General features: G+C 50.9%; 24 protein-coding genes. 6 read left to right on the plus strand and 18 right to left on the minus strand.

Features of this window, described 5'->3' with window-relative positions; all coding sequences use genetic code 11:
* Window positions 1-91: 91 nt before the first annotated feature.
* Complete coding sequence (locus tag EXW96_RS04630; protein WP_054819416.1) at window positions 92-691, minus strand: biotin transporter BioY; 600 nt, start codon at window positions 689-691, stop codon at window positions 92-94.
* Window positions 692-815: 124 nt separating this feature from the next.
* Here EXW96_RS04630 and EXW96_RS04635 point away from each other — a divergent pair, with 124 nt between their 5' ends.
* From EXW96_RS04635 to EXW96_RS04650, 4 genes are all read left to right on the plus strand, one after another.
* Window positions 816-1649 carry an energy-coupling factor ABC transporter ATP-binding protein gene (locus tag EXW96_RS04635; RefSeq protein ID WP_174349990.1) on the plus strand — a complete coding sequence of 278 codons (834 nt, stop codon included), beginning with the start codon at window positions 816-818 and terminating at the stop codon, window positions 1647-1649.
* The gene (locus EXW96_RS04640) at window positions 1640-3334 is read left to right on the plus strand and encodes an ATP-binding cassette domain-containing protein (RefSeq protein ID WP_174349991.1); all 1695 of its coding nucleotides are present in this window, start codon (window positions 1640-1642) and stop codon (window positions 3332-3334) included. The genes EXW96_RS04635 and EXW96_RS04640 overlap by 10 nt, the downstream gene beginning before the upstream one ends.
* 14 nt (window positions 3335-3348) lie before the next feature.
* On the plus strand, window positions 3349-3801 hold the full coding sequence (locus EXW96_RS04645) for a DUF1284 domain-containing protein (RefSeq protein WP_174349992.1): 453 nt from the start codon (window positions 3349-3351) through the stop codon (window positions 3799-3801).
* Window positions 3802-3948: 147 nt separating this feature from the next.
* The gene (locus EXW96_RS04650; RefSeq protein WP_074726898.1) at window positions 3949-4260 is read left to right on the plus strand and encodes a hypothetical protein; all 312 of its coding nucleotides are present in this window, start codon (window positions 3949-3951) and stop codon (window positions 4258-4260) included.
* 111 nt (window positions 4261-4371) lie between these two features.
* Here EXW96_RS04650 and EXW96_RS04655 read toward each other — a convergent pair whose 3' ends face one another.
* From EXW96_RS04655 to EXW96_RS04705, 11 genes are all read right to left on the minus strand, one after another.
* Window positions 4372-5529, minus strand: a complete 1158-nt coding sequence (locus EXW96_RS04655) for a DUF418 domain-containing protein (protein WP_174349993.1) — start codon at window positions 5527-5529, stop codon at window positions 4372-4374.
* Between the two features lie 170 nt (window positions 5530-5699).
* Entirely contained in the window at window positions 5700-5927 is a 228-nt protein-coding gene (locus EXW96_RS04660) for a hypothetical protein (protein WP_062408693.1), read from the minus strand.
* A 122-nt stretch (window positions 5928-6049) separates the two neighbouring features.
* Entirely contained in the window at window positions 6050-6691 is a 642-nt protein-coding gene (locus tag EXW96_RS04665) for a TVP38/TMEM64 family protein (protein ID WP_174349994.1), read from the minus strand.
* Between the two features lie 147 nt (window positions 6692-6838).
* Window positions 6839-7303, minus strand: a complete 465-nt coding sequence (locus EXW96_RS04670) for a hypothetical protein (RefSeq protein WP_054818254.1) — start codon at window positions 7301-7303, stop codon at window positions 6839-6841.
* A 156-nt stretch (window positions 7304-7459) separates the two neighbouring features.
* A complete protein-coding gene (locus EXW96_RS04675) occupies window positions 7460-8023 on the minus strand; it encodes an SLOG family protein (protein ID WP_174349995.1) in 564 nt (187 codons plus the stop codon).
* Window positions 8020-9285, minus strand: coding sequence for a nickel-dependent lactate racemase (gene larA, locus EXW96_RS04680; RefSeq protein WP_062410932.1), 1266 nt, complete (start codon window positions 9283-9285; stop codon window positions 8020-8022). The genes EXW96_RS04675 and larA overlap by 4 nt, the downstream gene beginning before the upstream one ends.
* 101 nt (window positions 9286-9386) lie before the next feature.
* Window positions 9387-10466 carry a 2-keto-3-deoxygluconate permease gene (locus EXW96_RS04685; protein ID WP_062408697.1) on the minus strand — a complete coding sequence of 360 codons (1080 nt, stop codon included), beginning with the start codon at window positions 10464-10466 and terminating at the stop codon, window positions 9387-9389.
* A 407-nt stretch (window positions 10467-10873) separates the two neighbouring features.
* Entirely contained in the window at window positions 10874-11482 is a 609-nt protein-coding gene (locus tag EXW96_RS04690; protein WP_254611211.1) for a superoxide dismutase family protein, read from the minus strand.
* Window positions 11483-11551: 69 nt separating this feature from the next.
* Window positions 11552-12232 carry a GNAT family N-acetyltransferase gene (locus tag EXW96_RS04695; RefSeq protein WP_174349996.1) on the minus strand — a complete coding sequence of 227 codons (681 nt, stop codon included), beginning with the start codon at window positions 12230-12232 and terminating at the stop codon, window positions 11552-11554.
* Window positions 12233-12253: 21 nt separating this feature from the next.
* Window positions 12254-13114, minus strand: a complete 861-nt coding sequence (locus EXW96_RS04700; protein WP_062408699.1) for a carbon-nitrogen hydrolase family protein — start codon at window positions 13112-13114, stop codon at window positions 12254-12256.
* A complete protein-coding gene (locus EXW96_RS04705) occupies window positions 13111-13821 on the minus strand; it encodes a class I SAM-dependent methyltransferase (RefSeq protein WP_062408700.1) in 711 nt (236 codons plus the stop codon). Before EXW96_RS04705 ends, EXW96_RS04700 begins: the two co-directional genes overlap by 4 nt.
* Window positions 13822-14102: 281 nt before the next feature.
* On the opposite strand from EXW96_RS04705, the gene EXW96_RS04710 reads away from it, so the two are divergent.
* Window positions 14103-16253, plus strand: a complete 2151-nt coding sequence (locus EXW96_RS04710) for a DNA topoisomerase III (protein ID WP_174349997.1) — start codon at window positions 14103-14105, stop codon at window positions 16251-16253.
* A gap of 102 nt (window positions 16254-16355) precedes the next feature.
* Here the strand turns inward: EXW96_RS04710 and EXW96_RS04715 are convergent, their stop codons facing one another.
* The 3 genes from EXW96_RS04715 to EXW96_RS04725 all read right to left on the minus strand — a co-directional run bounded on the left by EXW96_RS04715 (window position 16356) and on the right by EXW96_RS04725 (window position 17883).
* Window positions 16356-16655: a hypothetical protein gene (locus EXW96_RS04715; RefSeq protein ID WP_174349998.1), complete on the minus strand. Its 300-nt coding sequence runs from the start codon at window positions 16653-16655 to the stop codon at window positions 16356-16358.
* Between the two features lie 6 nt (window positions 16656-16661).
* Window positions 16662-17570: a TIGR01777 family oxidoreductase gene (locus tag EXW96_RS04720; RefSeq protein ID WP_174349999.1), complete on the minus strand. Its 909-nt coding sequence runs from the start codon at window positions 17568-17570 to the stop codon at window positions 16662-16664.
* Between the two features lie 118 nt (window positions 17571-17688).
* Window positions 17689-17883, minus strand: a complete 195-nt coding sequence (locus tag EXW96_RS04725; RefSeq protein WP_174350000.1) for a hypothetical protein — start codon at window positions 17881-17883, stop codon at window positions 17689-17691.
* Window positions 17884-17936: 53 nt separating this feature from the next.
* Between EXW96_RS04725 and EXW96_RS04730 the strand changes: the two genes are divergently transcribed.
* Window positions 17937-18143 (plus strand): MarR family winged helix-turn-helix transcriptional regulator, encoded by a 207-nt coding sequence (locus tag EXW96_RS04730; RefSeq protein ID WP_174350001.1) that lies wholly within the window; start codon window positions 17937-17939, stop codon window positions 18141-18143.
* Between the two features lie 173 nt (window positions 18144-18316).
* Here EXW96_RS04730 and EXW96_RS04735 read toward each other — a convergent pair whose 3' ends face one another.
* Genes EXW96_RS04735 through EXW96_RS04745 form a run of 3 tightly spaced genes read right to left on the minus strand, consistent with a single transcriptional unit; the run spans window position 18317 to window position 20022 of the window.
* The gene (locus tag EXW96_RS04735) at window positions 18317-19120 is read right to left on the minus strand and encodes an alpha/beta hydrolase (RefSeq protein WP_174350002.1); all 804 of its coding nucleotides are present in this window, start codon (window positions 19118-19120) and stop codon (window positions 18317-18319) included.
* A 33-nt stretch (window positions 19121-19153) separates the two neighbouring features.
* On the minus strand, window positions 19154-19495 hold the full coding sequence (gene ytxJ, locus EXW96_RS04740; RefSeq protein ID WP_074726892.1) for a bacillithiol system redox-active protein YtxJ: 342 nt from the start codon (window positions 19493-19495) through the stop codon (window positions 19154-19156).
* 23 nt (window positions 19496-19518) lie between these two features.
* Window positions 19519-20022 carry a metallophosphoesterase family protein gene (locus EXW96_RS04745; protein ID WP_174350003.1) on the minus strand — a complete coding sequence of 168 codons (504 nt, stop codon included), beginning with the start codon at window positions 20020-20022 and terminating at the stop codon, window positions 19519-19521.
* Between the last annotated feature and the right edge of the window lie 96 nt (window positions 20023-20118).

A 20118-nucleotide genomic window follows, 5' to 3' on the forward strand; every position in this document is an offset into this window, starting at 1 on the left:
GAGGCTTTGATTTGACGAAACAAGCATTCCGATTCCTGCAGCCAGGTTCTCCGTAATCGGGAAAAGCTGCCCAAGAAGGGCAGCTTTGTGTTTATTTCGGCAGGCTTTGACGGACAGCACCATGGCCATGGCCGGTCAAGCGGGCCTGAGGGAATACCTGCCGCAGGGAAACGGTGATTGCGGTTGCGGCAAGGGCTTTAATTACATCGCCGATAAGATAAGGATAAAATCCTAACGCTATCGCTTTATTCATGGAAAACCCTGCGGCATGGGCAAGCCATGGAACCCCTGTCACATACAAGAGCAAAGAGCCGAAGCCTTCCATAATCAGAAAGACGAGCACATATCCGGGCCACCCGCTGCTGCGTACTTTACTGACCAAAAGCCCAATAAGAAGCGCAGCGAACGGCCACATGATCACGTAGCCTCCTGTAGGTCCGAGAATTGCCGGCAGGCCTCCTTTGCCTTGAAGCAAAGGAAACCCGAGCGCGGTCAGGACAACGACGATCATCATGCTGAAAAAGCCGTAGCGTGCACCAAGTAATCCTCCGGCCAGCATAACCGCCAATGTTTGCAGCGTGATCGGCACCGGGGTAAACCCGAGCGGAATGCTGACATAACCGAAAACAACGACTAGAGCTGCGAATAAGGCGCTGAATGCAACGCCTCTTAAAGTTAACGTTTTTGCCAATTGTGTTTCTTCCCTTCATTATGATAAAGTATTAGATAATTTGATTGTCAACCCCATCAACATAGATTAGGTTAACAATATGCAAAACGCATTATAGCATGCTGATAAAGGAATGGATAGACCGATGACTGCAATTTCTCAACCTGTGATTCAACTGGAGCGAGTGACCGTCGATTATCTCGGCGGCGCTTCAGAACGGCCGGCCCTGGACCAGATTTCCCTGGAGCTGGCTAAAGGCTCATGGACAGCCGTCATTGGAAACAACGGAAGCGGTAAAAGCACGCTTACCAAAGTAATGGCCGGATTGAGCCCCATATCGGAAGGGCGGCTGATCGTCGCGCAAGGTCATTCGGTACATATGGTGCTGCAAAATCCGGAAACACAAATCCTGGGTGAAACCATTGATGAAGAAATGCATTTAAGTATGCGGGATACTCAAGATCGCACCCTTGCCGAACGGGAATCGAACATGCTCCGTCTGCTGAACGAGGTCGGTTTATCGTTACCGCCCGACGCTCCGGTCAAATCCCTCTCAGGCGGACAAAAGCAGCTTTTGAACATGGCCTGCTGCCTGGCCGCCGGCGCGGAAGTCATTCTTTTTGATGAGGCTACCTCGATGCTGGACCCCAACTCCCGCGAGGCCGTGCTGGAGGCAACCGCCAAGCTCCAAAGGTCAGGGCATACGATCGTTTGGGTCACCCATCGCATGGAGGAGCTTTGCTTTGCGCAGAGGGTGCTGCTGCTCGATCAGGGGCGCATCGCTTTTGATGGAACATGTGAACAGTTTTTTTACGGGAAAGGCCTACCCGATGAACCGAGCCCATGCGAGCGGTTCGGCTTCGAGCCGCCTTATGCTGTGCAAGTTGCCCGCGCTTTGCACAGGCTCGGGCATGAGCTGCCTGTCAGGCCCTTATTCCCCCAGCAATTAAGTCAGGCCGTGGTGAGCTTATGCCGATAAAAGTAAGCGGACTTACGGTATTTACGGATCACGGGCGGACCGGCACTATTTTGAACAACATCCATTGTACCGTTCAAGACCGGACGATGACGCTTGTCATCGGCAAGGCGGGTTCAGGTAAATCGACTTTGCTGCGCTCGCTGGCCGGCTTGACGGAAAACATCGAAGGCAACGTATTTTATGATGATCTCCCTTTATGGAAGCAAGGACGGATCGATCGTCAGCTTTTGCTTCGCAGCGTCCTGGCTTTTCAGTTTCCCGAGCATCAGCTGTTCGCCCGTACCGTTCAAGGCGAGTTCGATTATTCGTTAAAAGCTTACCGTCTCCCGAAGCCGGAAAAGCTTCGCCGCACCGCCGCCGCCATGGAAGGACAACGGCTCCCCGCTTCATATCTGTCCCTCTCCCCTTTTATTCTTAGCGGAGGACAAAAACGGCGGGTGGCTCTCGCTACCATCATGGCGCCCGAAACCCCATGGCTGCTGCTGGACGAGCCGTCGGCAGGCTTGGACGGAAGCTCGCTGGCCCGGCTGAAAGAGGAGCTTGCTCAGTGGAAGCGGCGAAGGGGCATCGTGCTCGCTACTCACGATTTGGACGCATTTTTGCCGATCGCCGACCGGGTTCTCCTGATGGAGCACGGACAAGTAGTCGCAGACCTGACGCCCAAGGAGCTGTATACGAACCCGCAGCTGCTGGTTCAAACCGGTATCGGCCTTACCGACGCGATGAAGGTTGCCGAATCGCTGCGCGAGGCAGGGCTTCCCATTCCGTCCGGTGCCTTAACGCCGCAGCAAGTAGCGGGCACACTTGCCCGTGAGATATGCGGCATGCCGCAGCAGCCGCAGGAGCGTTCGACACAGGGTACCCCGCCGACAGGTTATCAGCCTGCCAAACCTCGGAGCCAGGCAGCGGACCGGCCGGTCAAAAGCTTTATATACAGCATGGATGCCAAGTTAAAGTGGATGATCTATATGCTGATCTCAGTGGGGATCATACTTCAGCAGCAGTGGAAAGGCTTATGGGTTGCCCTGCTGTTCGCCGCCTTATGCCTGTCGCTGCTCCTTCCGGAGGATCGCCGGAAGCTGAAGCGAATGTCCAAGCCTCTACTGTGGTTCATGGCCATAGCGGTTTTGATCTCAGGCATCCAGATCAGTTTTGGACAAGGAATTCCTTGGACGGACAGGCTCGGTTTTTCCGTTGAATCCGCCCGGGAAACCTTGCGCAGATTGTTCACCTTTTTTGAAATTACTTTAATCGGCCTTGTTTTCACGCTGTCCACCAGCACTTCCCATATGAAGCAAGGGCTCGAGATCGCGCTGCGCCCGCTGAAACGAATCAAGGCGCCCACCGAAATGCTGGCATTGGCCGCTTCTCTTGTACTGCGCTTCATCCCTCTTATCATTGAAGAAACGGAGCGGTTTGCCATGATCGCCAAAGCGCGCGGCAAACGGACCTCCAGACGTGGACCGATCGGTATGAGAGAGATCCCGGTGTTCGTTATTCCGCTGCTGATCTCGTTATTTCAAGCCGTAGAAGAACTCATTCTGGCCATGGAGATGAAAGGATATATGACCGGATCTCCGCAGCATGTGCCGGCGGTTAAAGCGGAAGGACGATGGGACAAGATGGCTGTGCTCATCAGCACGATCTTTTTCTTCATACTCATAGGGATACGTTTGTCAGGTTAAAAGGAGGATGACGAATGGTTCTTCGATTACGCGGCCATCATTTACTTTGCTTGCTGGGATTTCGGGGAATGGGTTATTCTCCAGAATTCACAAGCAATATGACGAAAATCTACGAGGAGCTTCGAACAGAACCGGCAACGATGGTAACAATCGTGCGCGGCAGCGACGATCTCTGCAGCTGCTATCCGGATGACAAGCCCAATCACTGTGAGACGACCAGTGTGCATGATCGGGATGACACGGTGTTAAAGCGGCTCGGATTAGCGCCGGGCGTAGAGATCGCGTGGCAGGATATCCTTCAGCTTCTGGAAAAGCGCATAATGCCCGGGGACATCCCGCGCATATGCGCATCATGCCCTTGGCTGCCTTACGGAGTTTGCGAAGAAGGGGTCGCCCGTGTCGCTGCAGGAAGCGGCCTGGCTCCGCTGCCAAGCGTTGGATCGGGAGGCGCATCCCCGAAGGGATAAACCCCTGCTCAAAGTCCGGTCGAAGCGCCTTATTGATGTCCTCTTTCATAAGGACCCGCTCCTTGGAATAATTAAAAACTGGTAACACGAGCTATGTATTATATAATGTAGAAGGATGAACGGTTATGTCTTTTCAGGAGGTATGGGATGGACGCAAAAGTGAAACAGGCGTTAGACGTTACTTTAAGAAACTGGAACGCCATGTCGGGATCGAGGCATGAGGATGCCGAGGAAACCGCCAATGAATTTGAATCTTCTTTTTATCTTTTTATCGATGCCTTAAGCGACTGGACTTATGAATTGGATCCACAGCCGCAAACGCTGGAGGAATTTTTGGAGCTGCCCATGATCCAGGAGATTCTCGACCTGCTTCCCGCACCGCTGCATTTAAATTTTGAGACCGAAGCCGAACTCATTGTCGACCATAAAACCAGAATAGAAGATGCCAAGTACGATTAGGCTGTTGACACGATATCTTCCCGCTAGTCTAAGTAAGAATCAAAGGCAGTCCCTGGGCCCGATGAGCATAGGAGCCGCCTCTGATTCGCTTATAAAACCGATATAAAACAATTATTCGGCCTGCTTCAACTCCGCCGGCTTCTCCCGAAGGGACGGGAAATACCCATAGGTACCTGCACGCCATGCCCATTCCAGCGGCCCCATGCGGTAGCGGCGAAGCCAAGCCCGGCTCCACCAGGCTTGAAGCCAAAATAGAAGCACGGAGTAAATAAAACAAATCCACAGAGGCCATGAACCGTCCTGCCTCAAAAACACATAAAGAATAAGCATCGTTATAACGGACTGCGTCAGGTAATTCGTGAAAGCCATTCGGCCGACCGCGCCCAACCCTTTGAATCTTTGTTCGCCGGGATGACGAATCAGACGCATCAGCGTACAAAAATAAAATACGGCCATGGATTTGCCGGACAAGAACGTATAATGGTAAACATAGTTCGGATTATAAATGGATCCTGAAACATAGTAATATACCATCGGAATAAAGAAGAGGATCGATAAGGAGAGCGAGATCCACTGCATCCATTTCAGCCTGTCCGTCGAAAGCCCATTGCCCTCGAACCAGCCCTTCTTGCCGGCATATAGACCCAGCAGGAACAAGCCTGCGATCTCAGGGCCTTTCAGGAATATATTCAACGTGCTGTAGGTAAGCAAAAAGCCGATGCGCTGTGCCAGGTCCGGAACGGTCTGAAAAATAGGTTTGCTCAGCTCATCCGGAACAAATAAAATGGCGAGCAAGGTGGTTGCGACAGTGATGAGCCCGGAGAGAACAAGCAGACTCAGGCTCCAGATCAGAACGGTCTTCTCCTTCCTTCTATAGAAAAGCAGAAGGATGAACCCCAGTATGGCGTAGACATGCAGCACATCCCCGAACCATATCAAGACCCCATGGACAATACCGACGATAAGAAGGAGCAGCAGCCTCCTGGTCATCATTTTCTTGGCAGCGAAGCCCCGCCGCTCTGCACTGCGCATGAACAAATAAAAGCTCAACCCGAATAAAAAAGCAAATAGCGAATAAAACTTGGTCTGGATAAACATATCGTAGAGGAGCCGGAATAAGGCATTGGAGCCGGTATACTCCGATTCAAAAGCGACCCCATTGCCGAGCATCTCCGGTATATTGACCACGCAGATGCCCAATACGGCAAATCCGCGCACGATATCTACCTCCTTTAGTCTTTCCTTGCTGTCACCCTGCAGATTGTGCATATTCAAGTTCTCCCCATCGGTTTATAGAATGTGATCACTGTTTAGCAAGCACTATGAGATATAAGATAAGACACTTCCGCGGAAAAATAAATAAGGATATCCGACTGCCGCCGGGCGGCTTGGAGTATCCTTAATCCATTCTTGTAGTCCATATCATCGATCATGTCTGGTTAATTGAATTTTTCCGGCAGAGCTTTAATAATCTCTTCATATTGGAGAGCTACCGCCACTTCCAGAATATGAACAGGATTTTGATGGGCGTAGGCCAGCAGCAGTTCTTTATTAAACTCATCATCATTCATCTTCAAGCTTCGTTTGATTAATTCCATCATCGCTCTTTGATTACGAATATTAAGCTGCTCGATTTTTTCTACAGCCAATTGAATTTCATTCTCCATAGTGCCACTCCTAAGTTCGTTTTGCGTTATGTATGGAACATCAACAGCCATGTCCAGTTCATATCGTATCAAAAATTTTGAATGCAGCCCAGTTTTTTTCTCTGGGACTGCTGCACTTGAAGCTATGTCATTTCCTGATCAGGCATCTCCGGCGCCCTGTTCTTTCTCCATCGTTGATGGACAGATAAAGTAACCGCAAGAAAAATACTATACACCGCAATCGTGACTACGATATTTTCGGGCCCCGTCATCAAGCTGTCTCCAATCCATGCAAATAACAGCATGGACGGTATTTTGCCTATGGACGAAGCTGTGGCATAAGCGGCAAACGATACACGGCTTAAAGCCGAATAGGCATTTATAATGATCGAGGGTATAAAAGGAATCAACCGGGTAAACAGGATCGTCACAAACGCATTTTTTTCAAAAAGCACTGTGATTTTGCCCAGGCTGTTATGGCGATGCAGCACCCTTTCCCCCCATTCCTGATATCCGTAGCGGATAAACAAGAACATCAGAATAGAAGCGGAAACAGAGCCTATCCACGTAACGACCCCTCCAAGAACAGGGCCAAAAGCAGCACCGATCACTCCTCCGACTATGGGATACGGAATAACGGGAAATAAAGCCATGATAGTGGCGATGAGCATTATCAATGCGATATTCGTAGAATGCTGAAACCATGCTAAAATGACTTCCCCGTAAATATAAATCAGATAAGCAATCCCCAGATAGAGAACCGCTAAGCCCAGTTTTTTAACCATTCACTTTCTCCCGGAGTGTTATAGCCTCTATCATACCACATCATGCCTCTTTTCGAAAATTCACCCTTTTTCTCCCCGCGGCAACAAAATAAGACGCCTGTGGCCAGACGTCTTGATTGTTTTTACGTGTATGCGAATGGATTACCGTTAGATCGCCTCTTTTAAATCGGCTATCAAAGCCTCGTTCTCTTCGTCAATATAACCGTACCGTCTCAGGTTCTCCAATTCTTGACGGATCGCTTCTTTATCATTCGCGGAGATGTCCATTAGCTCCTGCAGGGTTGCCCGCGGGTGATCCTGGAGGTAGAGCAGCAAGCCTTTTGCCGCCCATGACAACCGATTGTCGCCAAAATCCCCTACGATGTCCCGGAATACTTTATGCGGCAGCACCTTCTGCTCAGCTAACTGCTGCAGAGCGGTGGTCGCCTCCTTGGTGCTCATTCGCCCTTGAGCGGCAATCTCTTCAACCGAAGGAATGCCCGTGGCGGCCATATTGACATAAGTGCTTAATACCACACAGACCATCTGCTGATAAATATCCAGTCCGGGTACCTTCAAAATCTCTTGTATGGAAAAATGACGCGGCGGATGCGCTTGCTGCAGGGTTGTCATCAGTCGATGCCTCCTTTAAGTGTCATATGCTGCTCATTGTACACAAAAATTATGACAGGAGTATGACCCATCTGTTAAAATTTGTCCCTAAGCAAGCCGATCCCCTTATTCCCGGCAAAAGGAGGAATCGGACATGACCAGCCGTCCATTCCGGCTTTAATAGGTATCGAGCAGGCTCCGCTGTTCTTCATCCGCGATACTTTGAACATCTTCGGCGGTGATGCTCAAATAACGATACCCCTCTTCTTCCTGCTTTCTAAGCGCTATTTGTTTGAAGTATTTCGGGCTTGCCTCTCCGGCGTCTTCATCATAGAAAAGAAGAATACCGTCCGATTTTCTGAGCAGCAGGTCGTCTCTGGCCTTTAACTGCCATACGCCATGATAAGGCTGCTTACTTACCGCGCCATAGTAATCAACGTCTTTTAGAATGTCACGGTAGTAATTTTGTTTATCCTCTTTCCACTTCTCCTCGGGATGAAGATACGCCGATACGATGGAAAGCTTTAAATGCGGATACCTTTTTTTCAGTCCGATGATGACTTCGCATGCCCACAAATCTACGCCGTACTGCCCCGGAGTAAGCACCCACTCCAATCCCTCTTCCACAAGAGGGACAATCCTGGCCTCAATCGCTTTTTTAATATATACGATCCCTTTATGCTTCTGGTCGAAGATACCGAGCTCATGCGCACGGTACCCCGTTACGAGAAGAGTTTTCATCCTTCCTCCACATAAGGGATCGTCAATGGACCTAAAGGCAGGACAGCCACCGTCATGTTTGGCCCGTATTTTTGCTTCAGCTCTTCAAGCGTTTGCTCAATGTCAGCGGTCGGTTTAAACATCGCTTTTCGAACATCTTCATCCGGCAGCGTGGAATACACATATACATCGGCCCATACCTGGATTACAGCCTGTTTTTGGACTTGCCACTGATCGAACATTTGGAAGCTGTCATCGTTAATCATCTCTAAAATTTCTTGCGGCGTTTTACGCATTTGCAGGATAGCCGCATAATTTCCGTGGTTTGGCAATCCGTCCCGGCATTCGGCGGCAGAGATGATCGTACCGCCCTTTTTAACGATTTTATGAGCCGCGCTCATCCCTTTGACAGCCTGGTATAAGTTCTGATCCAGAGGATATCCCGAATTCGAAGTGATGACCACATCAAATCGCTCATGACAACGAATCATCGCATGTTCTTTGGCGAAAGCGCATCCCTGATCATGGGCCTCGAAAAGTTCTCCAGCAAAGACATTGGTTATCTCTTTCTTTCCGTTCAGGGTAACATTGAGCATAAAATGAGGCTTGCACAACCGGTTCACTTCTCTGGTCATATCCTGCAGCGGGTTATTCTTCATATTCCCCCATGTGGCTAACGGGTCACCGATCATTCGGGCATTGTGAAAGGTTTGAATCGTTTCAATCCCGGCAATCCCCGGCATGATCCCTTTCGGCCCGCCCGAAAAACCGGCGAAAAAGTGGGGCTCGATAAAACCCGTCACGATGCGAAAATCGGCATGTACATAATCCTTGTTCAGGTATACATCGCACCCGAATTGGCTTCTTCCTACATTCACTAAGGCATCTTTATCATGACAGCGATTGTTCACAATGCGGATATTTTCTACGACCCACTCGCCTAACATCTGTACAAACTCTTCTCTCGTCTGATCCCTATGCGTACCTGTCCCGTTAATAATGACAAAATTTCGGTGAGGGACATGCGATAGCTCCTCTATCAGCCACGGAACCAGCTTGTGATTCGGTGTAGGTCTTGTGATGTCGCTGATGACAATCGCTACCGTATCGGTTTCTTTCACCATTTCCCGAAGGGGCGGTGTTCCGATCGGATGCCTCAATGCGTCCTGAACGGCCTTCTTTTCATCCTTCAATCCATCTAAATGCTTAGGCTCTACAATCACCGAATGATCCGGTACCTCAATCGTTAAGCCTTCCGTCCCATACAAAAGAGTTGTCTTCATCAAGTCGTCCTCGCTTTCGAACATCTGTCTATTTCATTTTAACAGGGATGGATGGAATAAAGAAACCCTTGGTTCGCCAAGGGGCTCTGTAGATCTGCCTATTAAATATCGTCGAGACGTCCGTCGATTCCCCTGCTTTTTTGATATTTATCCCACAAAATGACCGCAAGCGGACACATTAAAGCCGTAGACAGCGTTGCTATTGAAATTTGAGCCGTAGCAATGGGAACAAGGTCGGCATAGGCTTTAGCCATTTCCGGAGCCATCGCCCCTGTGGATGCGGATACGGCTGCTGCGGCTGCGATTGCGGCCGGAGTTCCTGCAGCATTACCGGCCGTACTTGCTTCTGCCCAACCGGAGATAGTGCTTTTCTCCCGGAATAATTTCAACGCCAGAACCATTCCTGCACCTGTTAACACGGTTGTCATTATTCCCAAAAGCAGCCCCGCGCCAACAACTTCCGGATTAAAGAAGTTCGCTAAATTCATTCCTGCCCCTAACGCAAAAGCAAAAAACGGAACAGGGAGGGTTTCACCCGGCTTCAAGAATTCCCTGATGTCCGGATCGAGATTTCCGAGAATCATACCGATCGCAATCGGCAGCAAAACCGCAATAAAAGCGATCACAGGGAAGTTCGCCCCCATTAACCCCAGGGCCATCAAAGTGAAGAACGGACCGTCGTTAAGGGAAAGAACAGATACCGCACCGACATCTGAACGATTCCCGTATTGCCCGGTCAAAGCGACATACATGCCCCCGTTTCCATTAGTCATGGCCCCGATAATCGCTACCGTTGAAAGCCCCAGCAATCCGGACATCGGATCAAACATGGAGCCTAATGCAAAACCGACAGCGACTCCGACCGCGTACTTCGTTAGCGTTAGAATGATTCCTTTTTTAAGAGATCTCCCGCCCACTTTCAGATTCATCTGGCTGCCTGCGCAAAATAAGAACAAAGCAATAAGCGTCAAAGCTCCAGTCGTGAACAGCGCTTCCGAAAATCCCCCGATTCTCATAAACTCGTAGTATCCTTTAGCATTGGGGGCCACCCCCAGCGCTTTAAGCGCATTCATAATCCATGGAATGTGCATTTGATCAATGGTATTTAACAAAGCGCCGAACAGCAGCGGGACAACCATCAGTCCGCCGGGTACCTTTTCAATTGTCTTTTTGATCTGCATATTGATCCCTCCGTTAAAAATAACCTGCTTAAATAAATGGGTTTGATGAACGCGCTTACAAATCGATGGGGAAAATTGACATCACACAAGCGATGCACCCGCACCGGTTTGTGCCATTTTAAACTCAACGATTGAAAGAAAGAGAGCCTTTCTATTCGGATTATACTACTAAATCAATAATAAATACTATTAAATGAATGAAATAGTTTAATTTTACAACACCCCGCTGATGAGGGAAGATCCAATAAAAAAGCCTGCCGCAGCAGTTTTTTGTCTAATCCACACGAAAAAAGACTGCTTTATGAGCAGCCCCTTTCAATCCGTATACCCGTTTACTCCAAGATTTCCCGTACCTTAGTCCGGATCCCGCTCCGCCTTCGTCATTGCCCCCGATTGTTCTGCCGGCGCTATCGGATAACGCCGCAAGCAATCCGGGCGCCTGCATTTCCAGCCGGTTCAGTCCTATTGTCGTCCGCCTTTTCATGAATGATCAAGGAAGTCCCTCCGGATTTCAGCAGCGAGTTCGGCTGATCCGGCACCAGCGTCAGCTGCTTTGCGACATATTCGAATTTCACCTTGCCTTCCGGATTCGCTTCCAGATTCGGAAGATCACCGGCATGCGAGCCTTGAGCGTTTCCCATACCGTGCTGGTGTCCTTGCGGGTTGAAATGACCTCCTGCCGATTTGAAATCCGGCGCCTCGCATTTGCCGTTCTCATGAACGTGAAAACCGTGCTGGCCCGGTGTCAAATGCTCCGATTCCAGCTCAATACGAACCCCTTCGCTCACCTGAGTAAGCCTGGCTTGGCCAATCGGTTTGCCTTCAAGACCGATCAGTTGCACATGGACCTCATCCTTGGTTTCTTGAGCCATGACCGCCTCGCTGTCATTCATTTCGTGTTGTTGATCCTTTGGTTCGCCGCCTGCGCCGAACCATGCACGAGGATCTGCTTGACAGCCGACCAGCATCAATAGCAATGCTATGGCCGCTGCAGCAATATACGCTTTAAAATTCAAAAAAGCTCCCTCCTAACGGTTACTTGTACAATTGATCATTGTAACCAATTTGGGGAGCTCTAAACCTCATTATCCGCGCTGCTGTATAAACGGATTCCGCCATTCCATCAGCATCGCATAATTATGGGACTCTTCGTCTTCCAGATAGTTTTCCACCAGCTTGACCGGCGTACGGCCGCAGCGCAGCAGAAATGTCATCACCGGGTCCTTCAGCTTCCCGTCAAGCACATGGCGCACATACACCTCTGCCGGCATCGAATCCGCATACTTGTGATAGCCGGGAAGACGGCCGCCGCCAAGCAGCCGTACCAGCTTGAGCTGCACGACAACCTCGTACATCGACATCATCAACCATTTGCCAAGTCCCAGCTTCCTGTATGCAGGCCGGGCCGAAATATCGACGATATACAATGTGTTTCCATTGGGATCATGATTGCGGATATAACCGCCGTCCGTCATTTCCTCCCATGTATGGTCCGCGTGAGCGGGATCGAAATTCACCCGCAGCCCGGTTATCGAAGCGGCCAATTCCCCCTCGATTTCCACACAAAGCGCACCCTCGGGAAATAACCTCACGTGGTTGCTCAACTGTTCTTCGTTCCACCACAGCTCCGAAGGAAAAGGCGGCGGGAAGCTTTCCTGTTGAATCCGGATCAAGCCTTCAAAATCATTCTCCGTATAGGAGCGGATCGTTGCCTTGACGGAACGATCCTGTTCAAACACGTAAAGTTCCTTACGGTAAAAAGCCATCTTACCGCTCCTCCCTAGCCTTTAACTCCAATCCGTATACAAGTCCGTCCGGCGGTCTCTCCACGTCGTGACGGAACCTTTCTCCCGAACCTCGTACAATAATGTCAGATCGAGATCTCCGGTAATGACCATATCGGCATTGATTTCACCAGCCGTCATGATGCCGCCCGGCGGAAAAGGAACGTCATTAGGCGTAATGATCGCCGCCTGTCCGTAATTGCCGCGCATAAAATCAACCGTCGGCAGCGACCCGACAGTACCCGTTGTGACAACGTACACCTGATTCTCAATCGTACGCGCATGACAAGTATACCGCACCCGGTGAAAGCCGTGCCGGTCATCCGTGCAGGAAGGACAGAACAGAACGTCCGCTCCGCGCGCTTTGGCCATCCGGACAATTTCCGGGAACTCCATATCATAGCAAATCAGCATCGCGATGCGGCCTTTATCGGTATCAAAAACGTGAATTCCGTCTCCGGCCTGCATATTCCATTCTTTCACTTCTGTAGGGGTAATATGCAGTTTCCGCTGCTCCCCTACCTTGCCATCGGGATAAAATAGAAACGCCGTATTGAACAGCTTGCCCTGCTCTTCGATGATATGCGTTCCCCCGATGATATGCATCCCGGTTTCCGCCGCTAAAGACTTGAACAATTCCATGTACTTCTCCGTATATGAAGGCAGCTCTTCGATCGAAAGCGCCTTTTTGCTTCCGTCTTTGCCGATCGACATCAATTGCGTTGTGAACAGCTCGGGGAACAATACGAAATCCGATTCGAATTCCTCTGCGGTTTTGACATAATGAGTCACTTGGGAGGCAAACTCCTCAAAGCTGTTAATGGTATGCAGGTGATATTGAACTGCCGATACTCTTAATTTCATGTTGTTCTCCTTTCCGTTATGTCCATTATGGACCCGTCTGAACCGGGCTCCTCTTCTGTTGTTCCTTCAAGAATATCCTGAATCGGGTCGAAAAACAATATGTGCGGTTTTTTCATGCACCAGACGGTCATGGATCGCTGCCCTTCCACCTGTACGGTCTTGATCGGATCCACGAACTGGCCGTGCAATTTCTCCGCCATGCGGTGAAGCGCTCCGGCGTCTACCAGATACCTTTCGCTGCCGTCGGGCAGCTCAAAGCGATTCCCACCGAGCGGACGGACCTGATTCTCCATTCCGATCGTGGAGGCCAGACGCGCAAAAAATAAACCGCCCGGTTTGAGCACACGCCACATCTCCGAGACCATCCGCTGGAAGTGACGTTCGTCTTCCGCAAAATGCAGCACGGCACAGGAAATCACGACATCAAACGTACCGTTGGCGAAACTCAGCTTCTCTACCGATTCCACACGAAACTGATCCGCCGGCAGCTCGTTATTCAGTTCCAGGGCCAGCTCGCGAACCTTGCGAATCGCCTGCTCCGACCGGTCCACGGCGAATACGTCATAGTCTTCCTGCAGGAAATAGACCAGATTGCGTCCCTCTCCGCAGCCCGCATCAAGAATGCGCATGCCCGGGACGATCCGGCCTTTGAGCAGCTGGTCGAACAAATGAATGTCCATATTTCCGAATAGTTCCTTCACATTCATGCAGCCGGATTCACTCACTTCCAGGTGGTGGCGTTTGTTCGATCATTATACCATCATCAGCGGCAGAAAACTACGATGTGTCTTTCAAGTGAACTCTCATTTCCAGGGAGTACCGCCACAACTGGCCGAAAATCCAAGCGTCAGCTATTTCATCCATGGTTCATGAACAGTTTGACATGATCCGACGAAATTCCGCAGGCTTTATCGGAGGGAACAACTGTTGTATACTGAGGATTCGAGGAAGGCAGTTTTTTGTGAGCGGATAACGGAAAGGAGCATGTATGAAATCATTAGTTCTTGCGGAGAAGCCGAGCGTGGCCAAAGAAATCGCCCGTGTGCTCGGCTGTACACAGAAGCATAAGCACTATATAGAAGGTCCCTCCTATGTAGTCACTTGGGCATTGGGACATTTGGTCACGCTTGCCGAGCCGGAGGAATACGACCCAAAGTACAAAAGCTGGAACCTTGAAGATCTTCCGCTGCTTCCGAAGCGCATGAAGCTGAAGGTCATTCGGGAGACGGCGCCTCAATTCAAAGCCATCGCCCAATTGGCCGGCCGCAGCGATCTGAAAGAGCTGATCATTGCTACAGACGCAGGGCGCGAGGGCGAATTGGTGGCCCGATGGATCATGGAGATGATCCGCTGGAGAAAACCGTTCAAGCGGCTCTGGATCTCGTCGCAGACGGATAAGGCTATCCGCGAAGGATTCGCTTCGCTCAAGCCGGGTCCCTCCTACGATCCGCTCTACCGTTCTGCGGTATGCCGCGCGGAAGCCGATTGGCTGATCGGACTCAATATTACGCGCGCATTAACCTGCAAGCATAACGCACAGCTGGCCGCCGGACGGGTGCAAACGCCTACGCTGGCGGCTCTGATGGATCGCGAACGGCAGATTAAAGCGTTCCAGGCCAAAGATTATTGGATGCTGCGCGCACAGTTCGGCTCATTCCAAGCCGTGTGGCGAAGCCAATCGCAGCCGGACGGGCGCCTGTTCGACAAATCGGCGGCCGACGCGCTGCTGAATCGTCTGAACACCGTTCGTTCCGCCAAAATATCCCGGTTGAAGGTAACGGAGAAAACCGAGCCCCATCCGCTCGCTTACGATTTGACGGAACTGCAGCGTGATGCGAACAAGAGATTCGGATTTACGGCCAAGCAGACATCGAATGTGCTGCAGCGGCTGTACGAGCAGCACAAGCTGGTCACCTACCCGAGAACCGATTCCCGGTACCTTTCATCGGATATGGTATCCACGCTGCCGGATCGGCTTAAGGCGCTGCAGCTACCGCCTTACGCTGCCTGGGTCAAACCGCTGGGGAACAAGCCGCTGCCGGTAACGAAGCGCATAGTAGACGACAGCAAAGTATCCGACCACCATGCGATCATCCCTACCGACGAGCGCCCGCAGCTGCAAAGCTTGACCGCAGATGAGCGAAAGCTTTATGATATGATCGTACGCCGGTTTATCGCGCTGTTTTACCCTACCTTCCGGTATGACGAAACGTCCGTTACCGTTGATATCGGCGGTGAAAGCTTTCATGCCAAGGGCCGGATTACACGTGAAGCGGGCTGGAAAACGCTGTATGAAGCCGATTCAATGGCTGCTGACGATGAAGTGGAAGATGCTGCGGAGGATGACACTTCTTCCCGCCAATCGCTTCCACCGCTTCAAGAAGGCCTGGAACTGAAAGAGATCCGGCTGAGCTTACAGAAGCAGACGACCAAACCGCCAAGCCGTTATACGGAAGCAGCTTTGCTGTCGCACATGGAGAAGCACAACCTCGGGACACCGGCCACACGGGCGGACATTATAGAGAAGCTTCTGCAGACCGATACGATCGAACGGCGGATGAACACGCTGCAGCCTACCGGCAAAGGCGTTCAATTGATCGAGCTTGTCGTGCCCGAGCTTCGCTCCCATGAGCTTACTGCCGCATGGGAGCAGGAACTGGAGCGGATATCCAAAGGAAAAGGCGACGCCGATGCCTTCATGGAAAGCATCCGTAAACAAACGCAAGCCATCGTGAATCAGGTTAAAGCAAGCGCAGCGGAATACAAGCCTCACAATTTGACGAGCTCCCGCTGTCCTGATTGCGGCAACCCGCTCCAGGAGATCAAGGGCAAACGCGGAAAGATGCTGGTTTGCAGCAGCCGGGAATGCTCTTACAAGCGCGCAGCCGAGGTGCCGTTATCCAATAAACGCTGCCCTCAATGCCGCAAAAAGATGGAAATTCATATGGGGAAAGCGGGCAAATATGCCCAGTGCCGTCCATGCAACGTTATAGAGATGCTTGGCGAATCGGGCAGCAAAGGCGGGCGCGCGGCGAAGCGCCAGCAAGCGCAGTTAGCCAAGCAGTATAGTGACAATGTGGAGCTGACCTCCAGCCTCGAAGAAGCGTTCAGGGCCGCACTGCAGAAAAAACAGGAATAGCGGCAGAGCACGAATTTCTCTCCAATGCAGGATGAAAAAAAGGGTTGTCAGCTCAATGACAACCCTTTTTACTTGGTCCAAACGCCTTCATCCCCGATCCGCTTAACCGATCTGATGCCTTACCTCCCGCTCATAGAACGACCTAAGCTGCTGCTTCTCCGATTCCGTGAAGCGAAACTCGCAATCCCGCCCTTCGTCCTGTGGCACGATATCAAAGATCTCGCCGTCATGCGTACAAATGAGCAATGCGCTGAGCTCTTCAATTCCTTCCGGCGGCACTGCTCCGTCGGCCAACCGGAAGCGCACCTCGACATCGATCCATTGCTCATCTCTCGGTTCGATGCGGGCTTCCATCCGCTCAAATCGCAGCTCTTTCAGCTCTGTACTCCCATAAGCAATCATAATCCTTTACTTCACCGCCTTGATCTCTGGATCCAACAGATCCTTTAACGCCATCTCAAGCACCGGGAAATGAAATTGAAACCCTTGGTTAATCGCCACATCCGGAATAACCCTTTGTCCTTCCAGCAGCAGCATCGACATTTCTCCAAACATGAGCTTCAACACGAAGGAAGGAAGCGGAAATCCATACGGCTTATTCATGAATTTGGCCAGCTGTCTTCCGAACTCGTCATTGGTAACAGGCTGCGGCGCCGTGGCATTCACCGGTCCTTCGATGTCTTCCTTTTCAATACAGAATTCGATCAGTCGGACGAGATCACGAATATGAATCCAGGACAGCAGCTGCTTGCCGCTGCCGATACGGCCGCCTAAGCCGAACTTGAAAGGGAGGCTCATTTTCGGAAATGCCCCTCCGTCCTTGGCGAGCACCACTCCGATCCGCAGAAGAACAACGCGAATATCCGGAATCAACTCCGCCGCAGCTTCCCATTTATCCGCAACATTGGACAGGAAATCATTTACGTTAAGATCGCTGTCTTCCGTAAAGCTGGCATTTTCCGAGCTGCCATAGATCCCTACGGCCGAGGCATTGATCAGCACCGGTTTGTTTTCCATACGTTCGATGATGCTTCGTACCCGCTCGACGGAATCCAACCGCGATTGCAAGATGCGCTCCTTGGCCTTTGGCGTCCACCGTTGGTTAATGGTTTCACCCGCCAAATTGACGATCGCATCGACCCCATCGATAGGTTTTACGCTTTTTTCCAGTTCTTCCCATGTGATATTGCGGATTAGCGGATGCTCGGATTTGTGCTTTTGCCTGGAGATGAGTAAGACGGTTGTCTTTTTATCTAAAAAATATTGGGTCAGGTGTTTTCCTATAAAGCCTGTTCCCCCTGCAATGGCCACTTTCATGCTTTTCCTCCGCTCAATCGTAAAATTTGCTATGAGACTCATTATATATCAAAATGTAAGCTCGAACAAAGAAAAGTCAAGACGAATCGTTCTTGCTGCATGATTTCGTTCCGCCATATCATACAGATGAGGTGAAAAGATGGAATCCAAAGAAGCGCTCGAGCATTTTGTCATGTATTTGCAAACCATAAACCGCCATTGACGCTCCCAAACGTTCGATCAGCAGGAAACCTCCCTGACCCGTGTACAATGGCTGCTGATGCGAAATCTTTACCGGAACGGAGCCTAAACGATCGGGCAGTTGGCCGGTCATCTGGACGTTCGCTCCAGTACGATGTCGCAGTGGACCGTCTCGAATAAGCGGGTTTGGCCTACCGGGAAAGCAGCGAGCCGGATGCCCGCGTGAGATGGGTGAAGCTGACGGAGGAAGGCAAACGTGTGATTCGCCAAACCAAAGCGTTGTGGGCGCAAACCTTATCCGAACCGTTCGAGCAGTTCAGCGAAGCTGAAAGACAACAGTTCTTGGAGTTTATGCACCGTTTATCCGAAGCCCTCCCCGCCAAAAAAGCGTAAGTTTCTCAGGGCGGTATCCCGCCGGTTCTCCGATGGATCTCATCCCCTGGATCAAGAAGAACCCGAAGGGGCCTACCCGGTCCGGGAATCACACCTCGCTCAAAAAAACAAAAAAAGGCCCGCTTGCCTGGGAACCAGCCAGAGTTCCAGGCAGCGGGCTTTCTGTTTGAGGATCAGGTTTGGGTTGAAGGAAAGCTTCGTTCGATGAAGCTCAGCGCTTCAGGCAAATGCCCTCCGAAATAGTCCCAATTGTGATCTCCCTCAAACTCCATATACTCATGCTCATATCCAAGCTGATCCAGCAGCGCCTTGTAAGCAGAGTTCAAAGGATATAAGTAATCGGAAAAGCCGCAGTTAAAATGCAGCGCCGGCCGATTTTTCTCCCGGACGCGCCGCGATGCAAGCACGTGCAGGTCAAGCTCCTTTACGTAGGGCCCATGCACCGGACCGGTCATCCGGACAACCTCGGAACGAAGCATTTGCTCGGTCATCAAATTCGCAGACATGAGCGCCCCGGATATGCTGGCTGCCGCACCGAATACGTCCGGATTTCGCAGCGCGAGCACGAAAGCGCCGTAACCGCCCATGGATAATCCGCACACCGCTCTTTGCGTACGGTCAGCGATGGTCCGAAACTCCCGGTCGATGGCGGGAATCACGTCGTACAGCACATAATCCTCGAACCGTCCGCTGCCGTCATACCAGTTTACATAGAACGTTCCGTGCCCGTATCCACCGTCGCTAATCATCACGACGATGCTTTCCCGGAGCGCTCCGGAGGAGATCATATCATCAAGCGTAGCTTCCGCATTCCCCTTGACGATCCAGCTGGTTTCATCGCCATTCAGCCCATGAAGCAAATAAATAACGGGATACCGCGTTTCCTCGGACTGCTCGTAGCTTGCAGGAAGGTAGACATGACAAACTTTTCTCGAGTACAACGCGCCTGAAAAAAACGAAAACGGCTTCACACTCATTCGATCCCTCTCCTTTGCTTGTTTCGGTGCGCATTAATTCAGAACGGCACTCATATGCTGCTTGGTGATAGACCAATGGGAGGTGTTCCAGACCGTTTCTTTATTTTTGATATATAAAATTTGCGGAGACGCATGCTTGATCCCCGTATCCTCAGCGATTTGATTGGATACCGGACGGGATTCAATCACTTTGACAAGGATGTAATCGACATCGGTATTCGGGTTTTTGCTCAGATAGCCTTCAAATTCCTCCAAAGCGTTGGCGCTGACCGGACAAGCCGTGCTGTGCTTCAGCACCACAACCGGCTTCGAAGTGGTACCTTCAAAAATGGTGTTCCATTCCTCGTTCGTCGTAATCTCTTTCCAATGTGCCATGTGTTCCGCTTCCTTTCATTTCTTTATTTATGATCGTAATAATGATGTTCGGCTTCCACATCCGCGCCAAGGCGAAGAATGCCAAAGGAATAACGGGGCTGCCGGCGTTTATCGGTCGGCGAACCGGGATTGAACAGTAGTATTCCGTCTTTTCTTTCCAAATAGGGCGTATGCGAATGTCCGAACAGAATAATATCAACGGTCCCCTTACCATCCGCATCGCAAAAAGCTTGAAAAGCCGTATCCGGGGTTGAACGACCTCCATCGCCATGAATCAAGCCAACACGGTAACCCGCCAGCTCCAGCACCTTTCGGCGGCCGAATCTGCGGACGATTGCGGGTCCGTCATTGTTACCGGCAACGCCGTCTATCGGAGCCAGGTCTGCGAAGAGATCAACCACCTCTTCATCAATCCAGTCGCCCGTATGAAGGATCATGTCCACTCCCCGAAGACCTTCTACCAAATCTTGAGGCAGTGATTGGGACCTTCTGAACATGTGTGTGTCCGAGACGACACCGATTCGCATCGAACCCCGTCCTTCCTGATTTGTTTATCCCTCTATTTTACCATAATTGCTCTTAAAAGAAAAAGCTCTTTACCGACGTCTCAAAGAGAAAAGCCG

Source organism: Paenibacillus sp. JMULE4 (genome assembly GCF_013337105.1).
Lineage (GTDB): Bacteria > Bacillota > Bacilli > Paenibacillales > NBRC-103111 > Paenibacillus_G > Paenibacillus_G naphthalenovorans.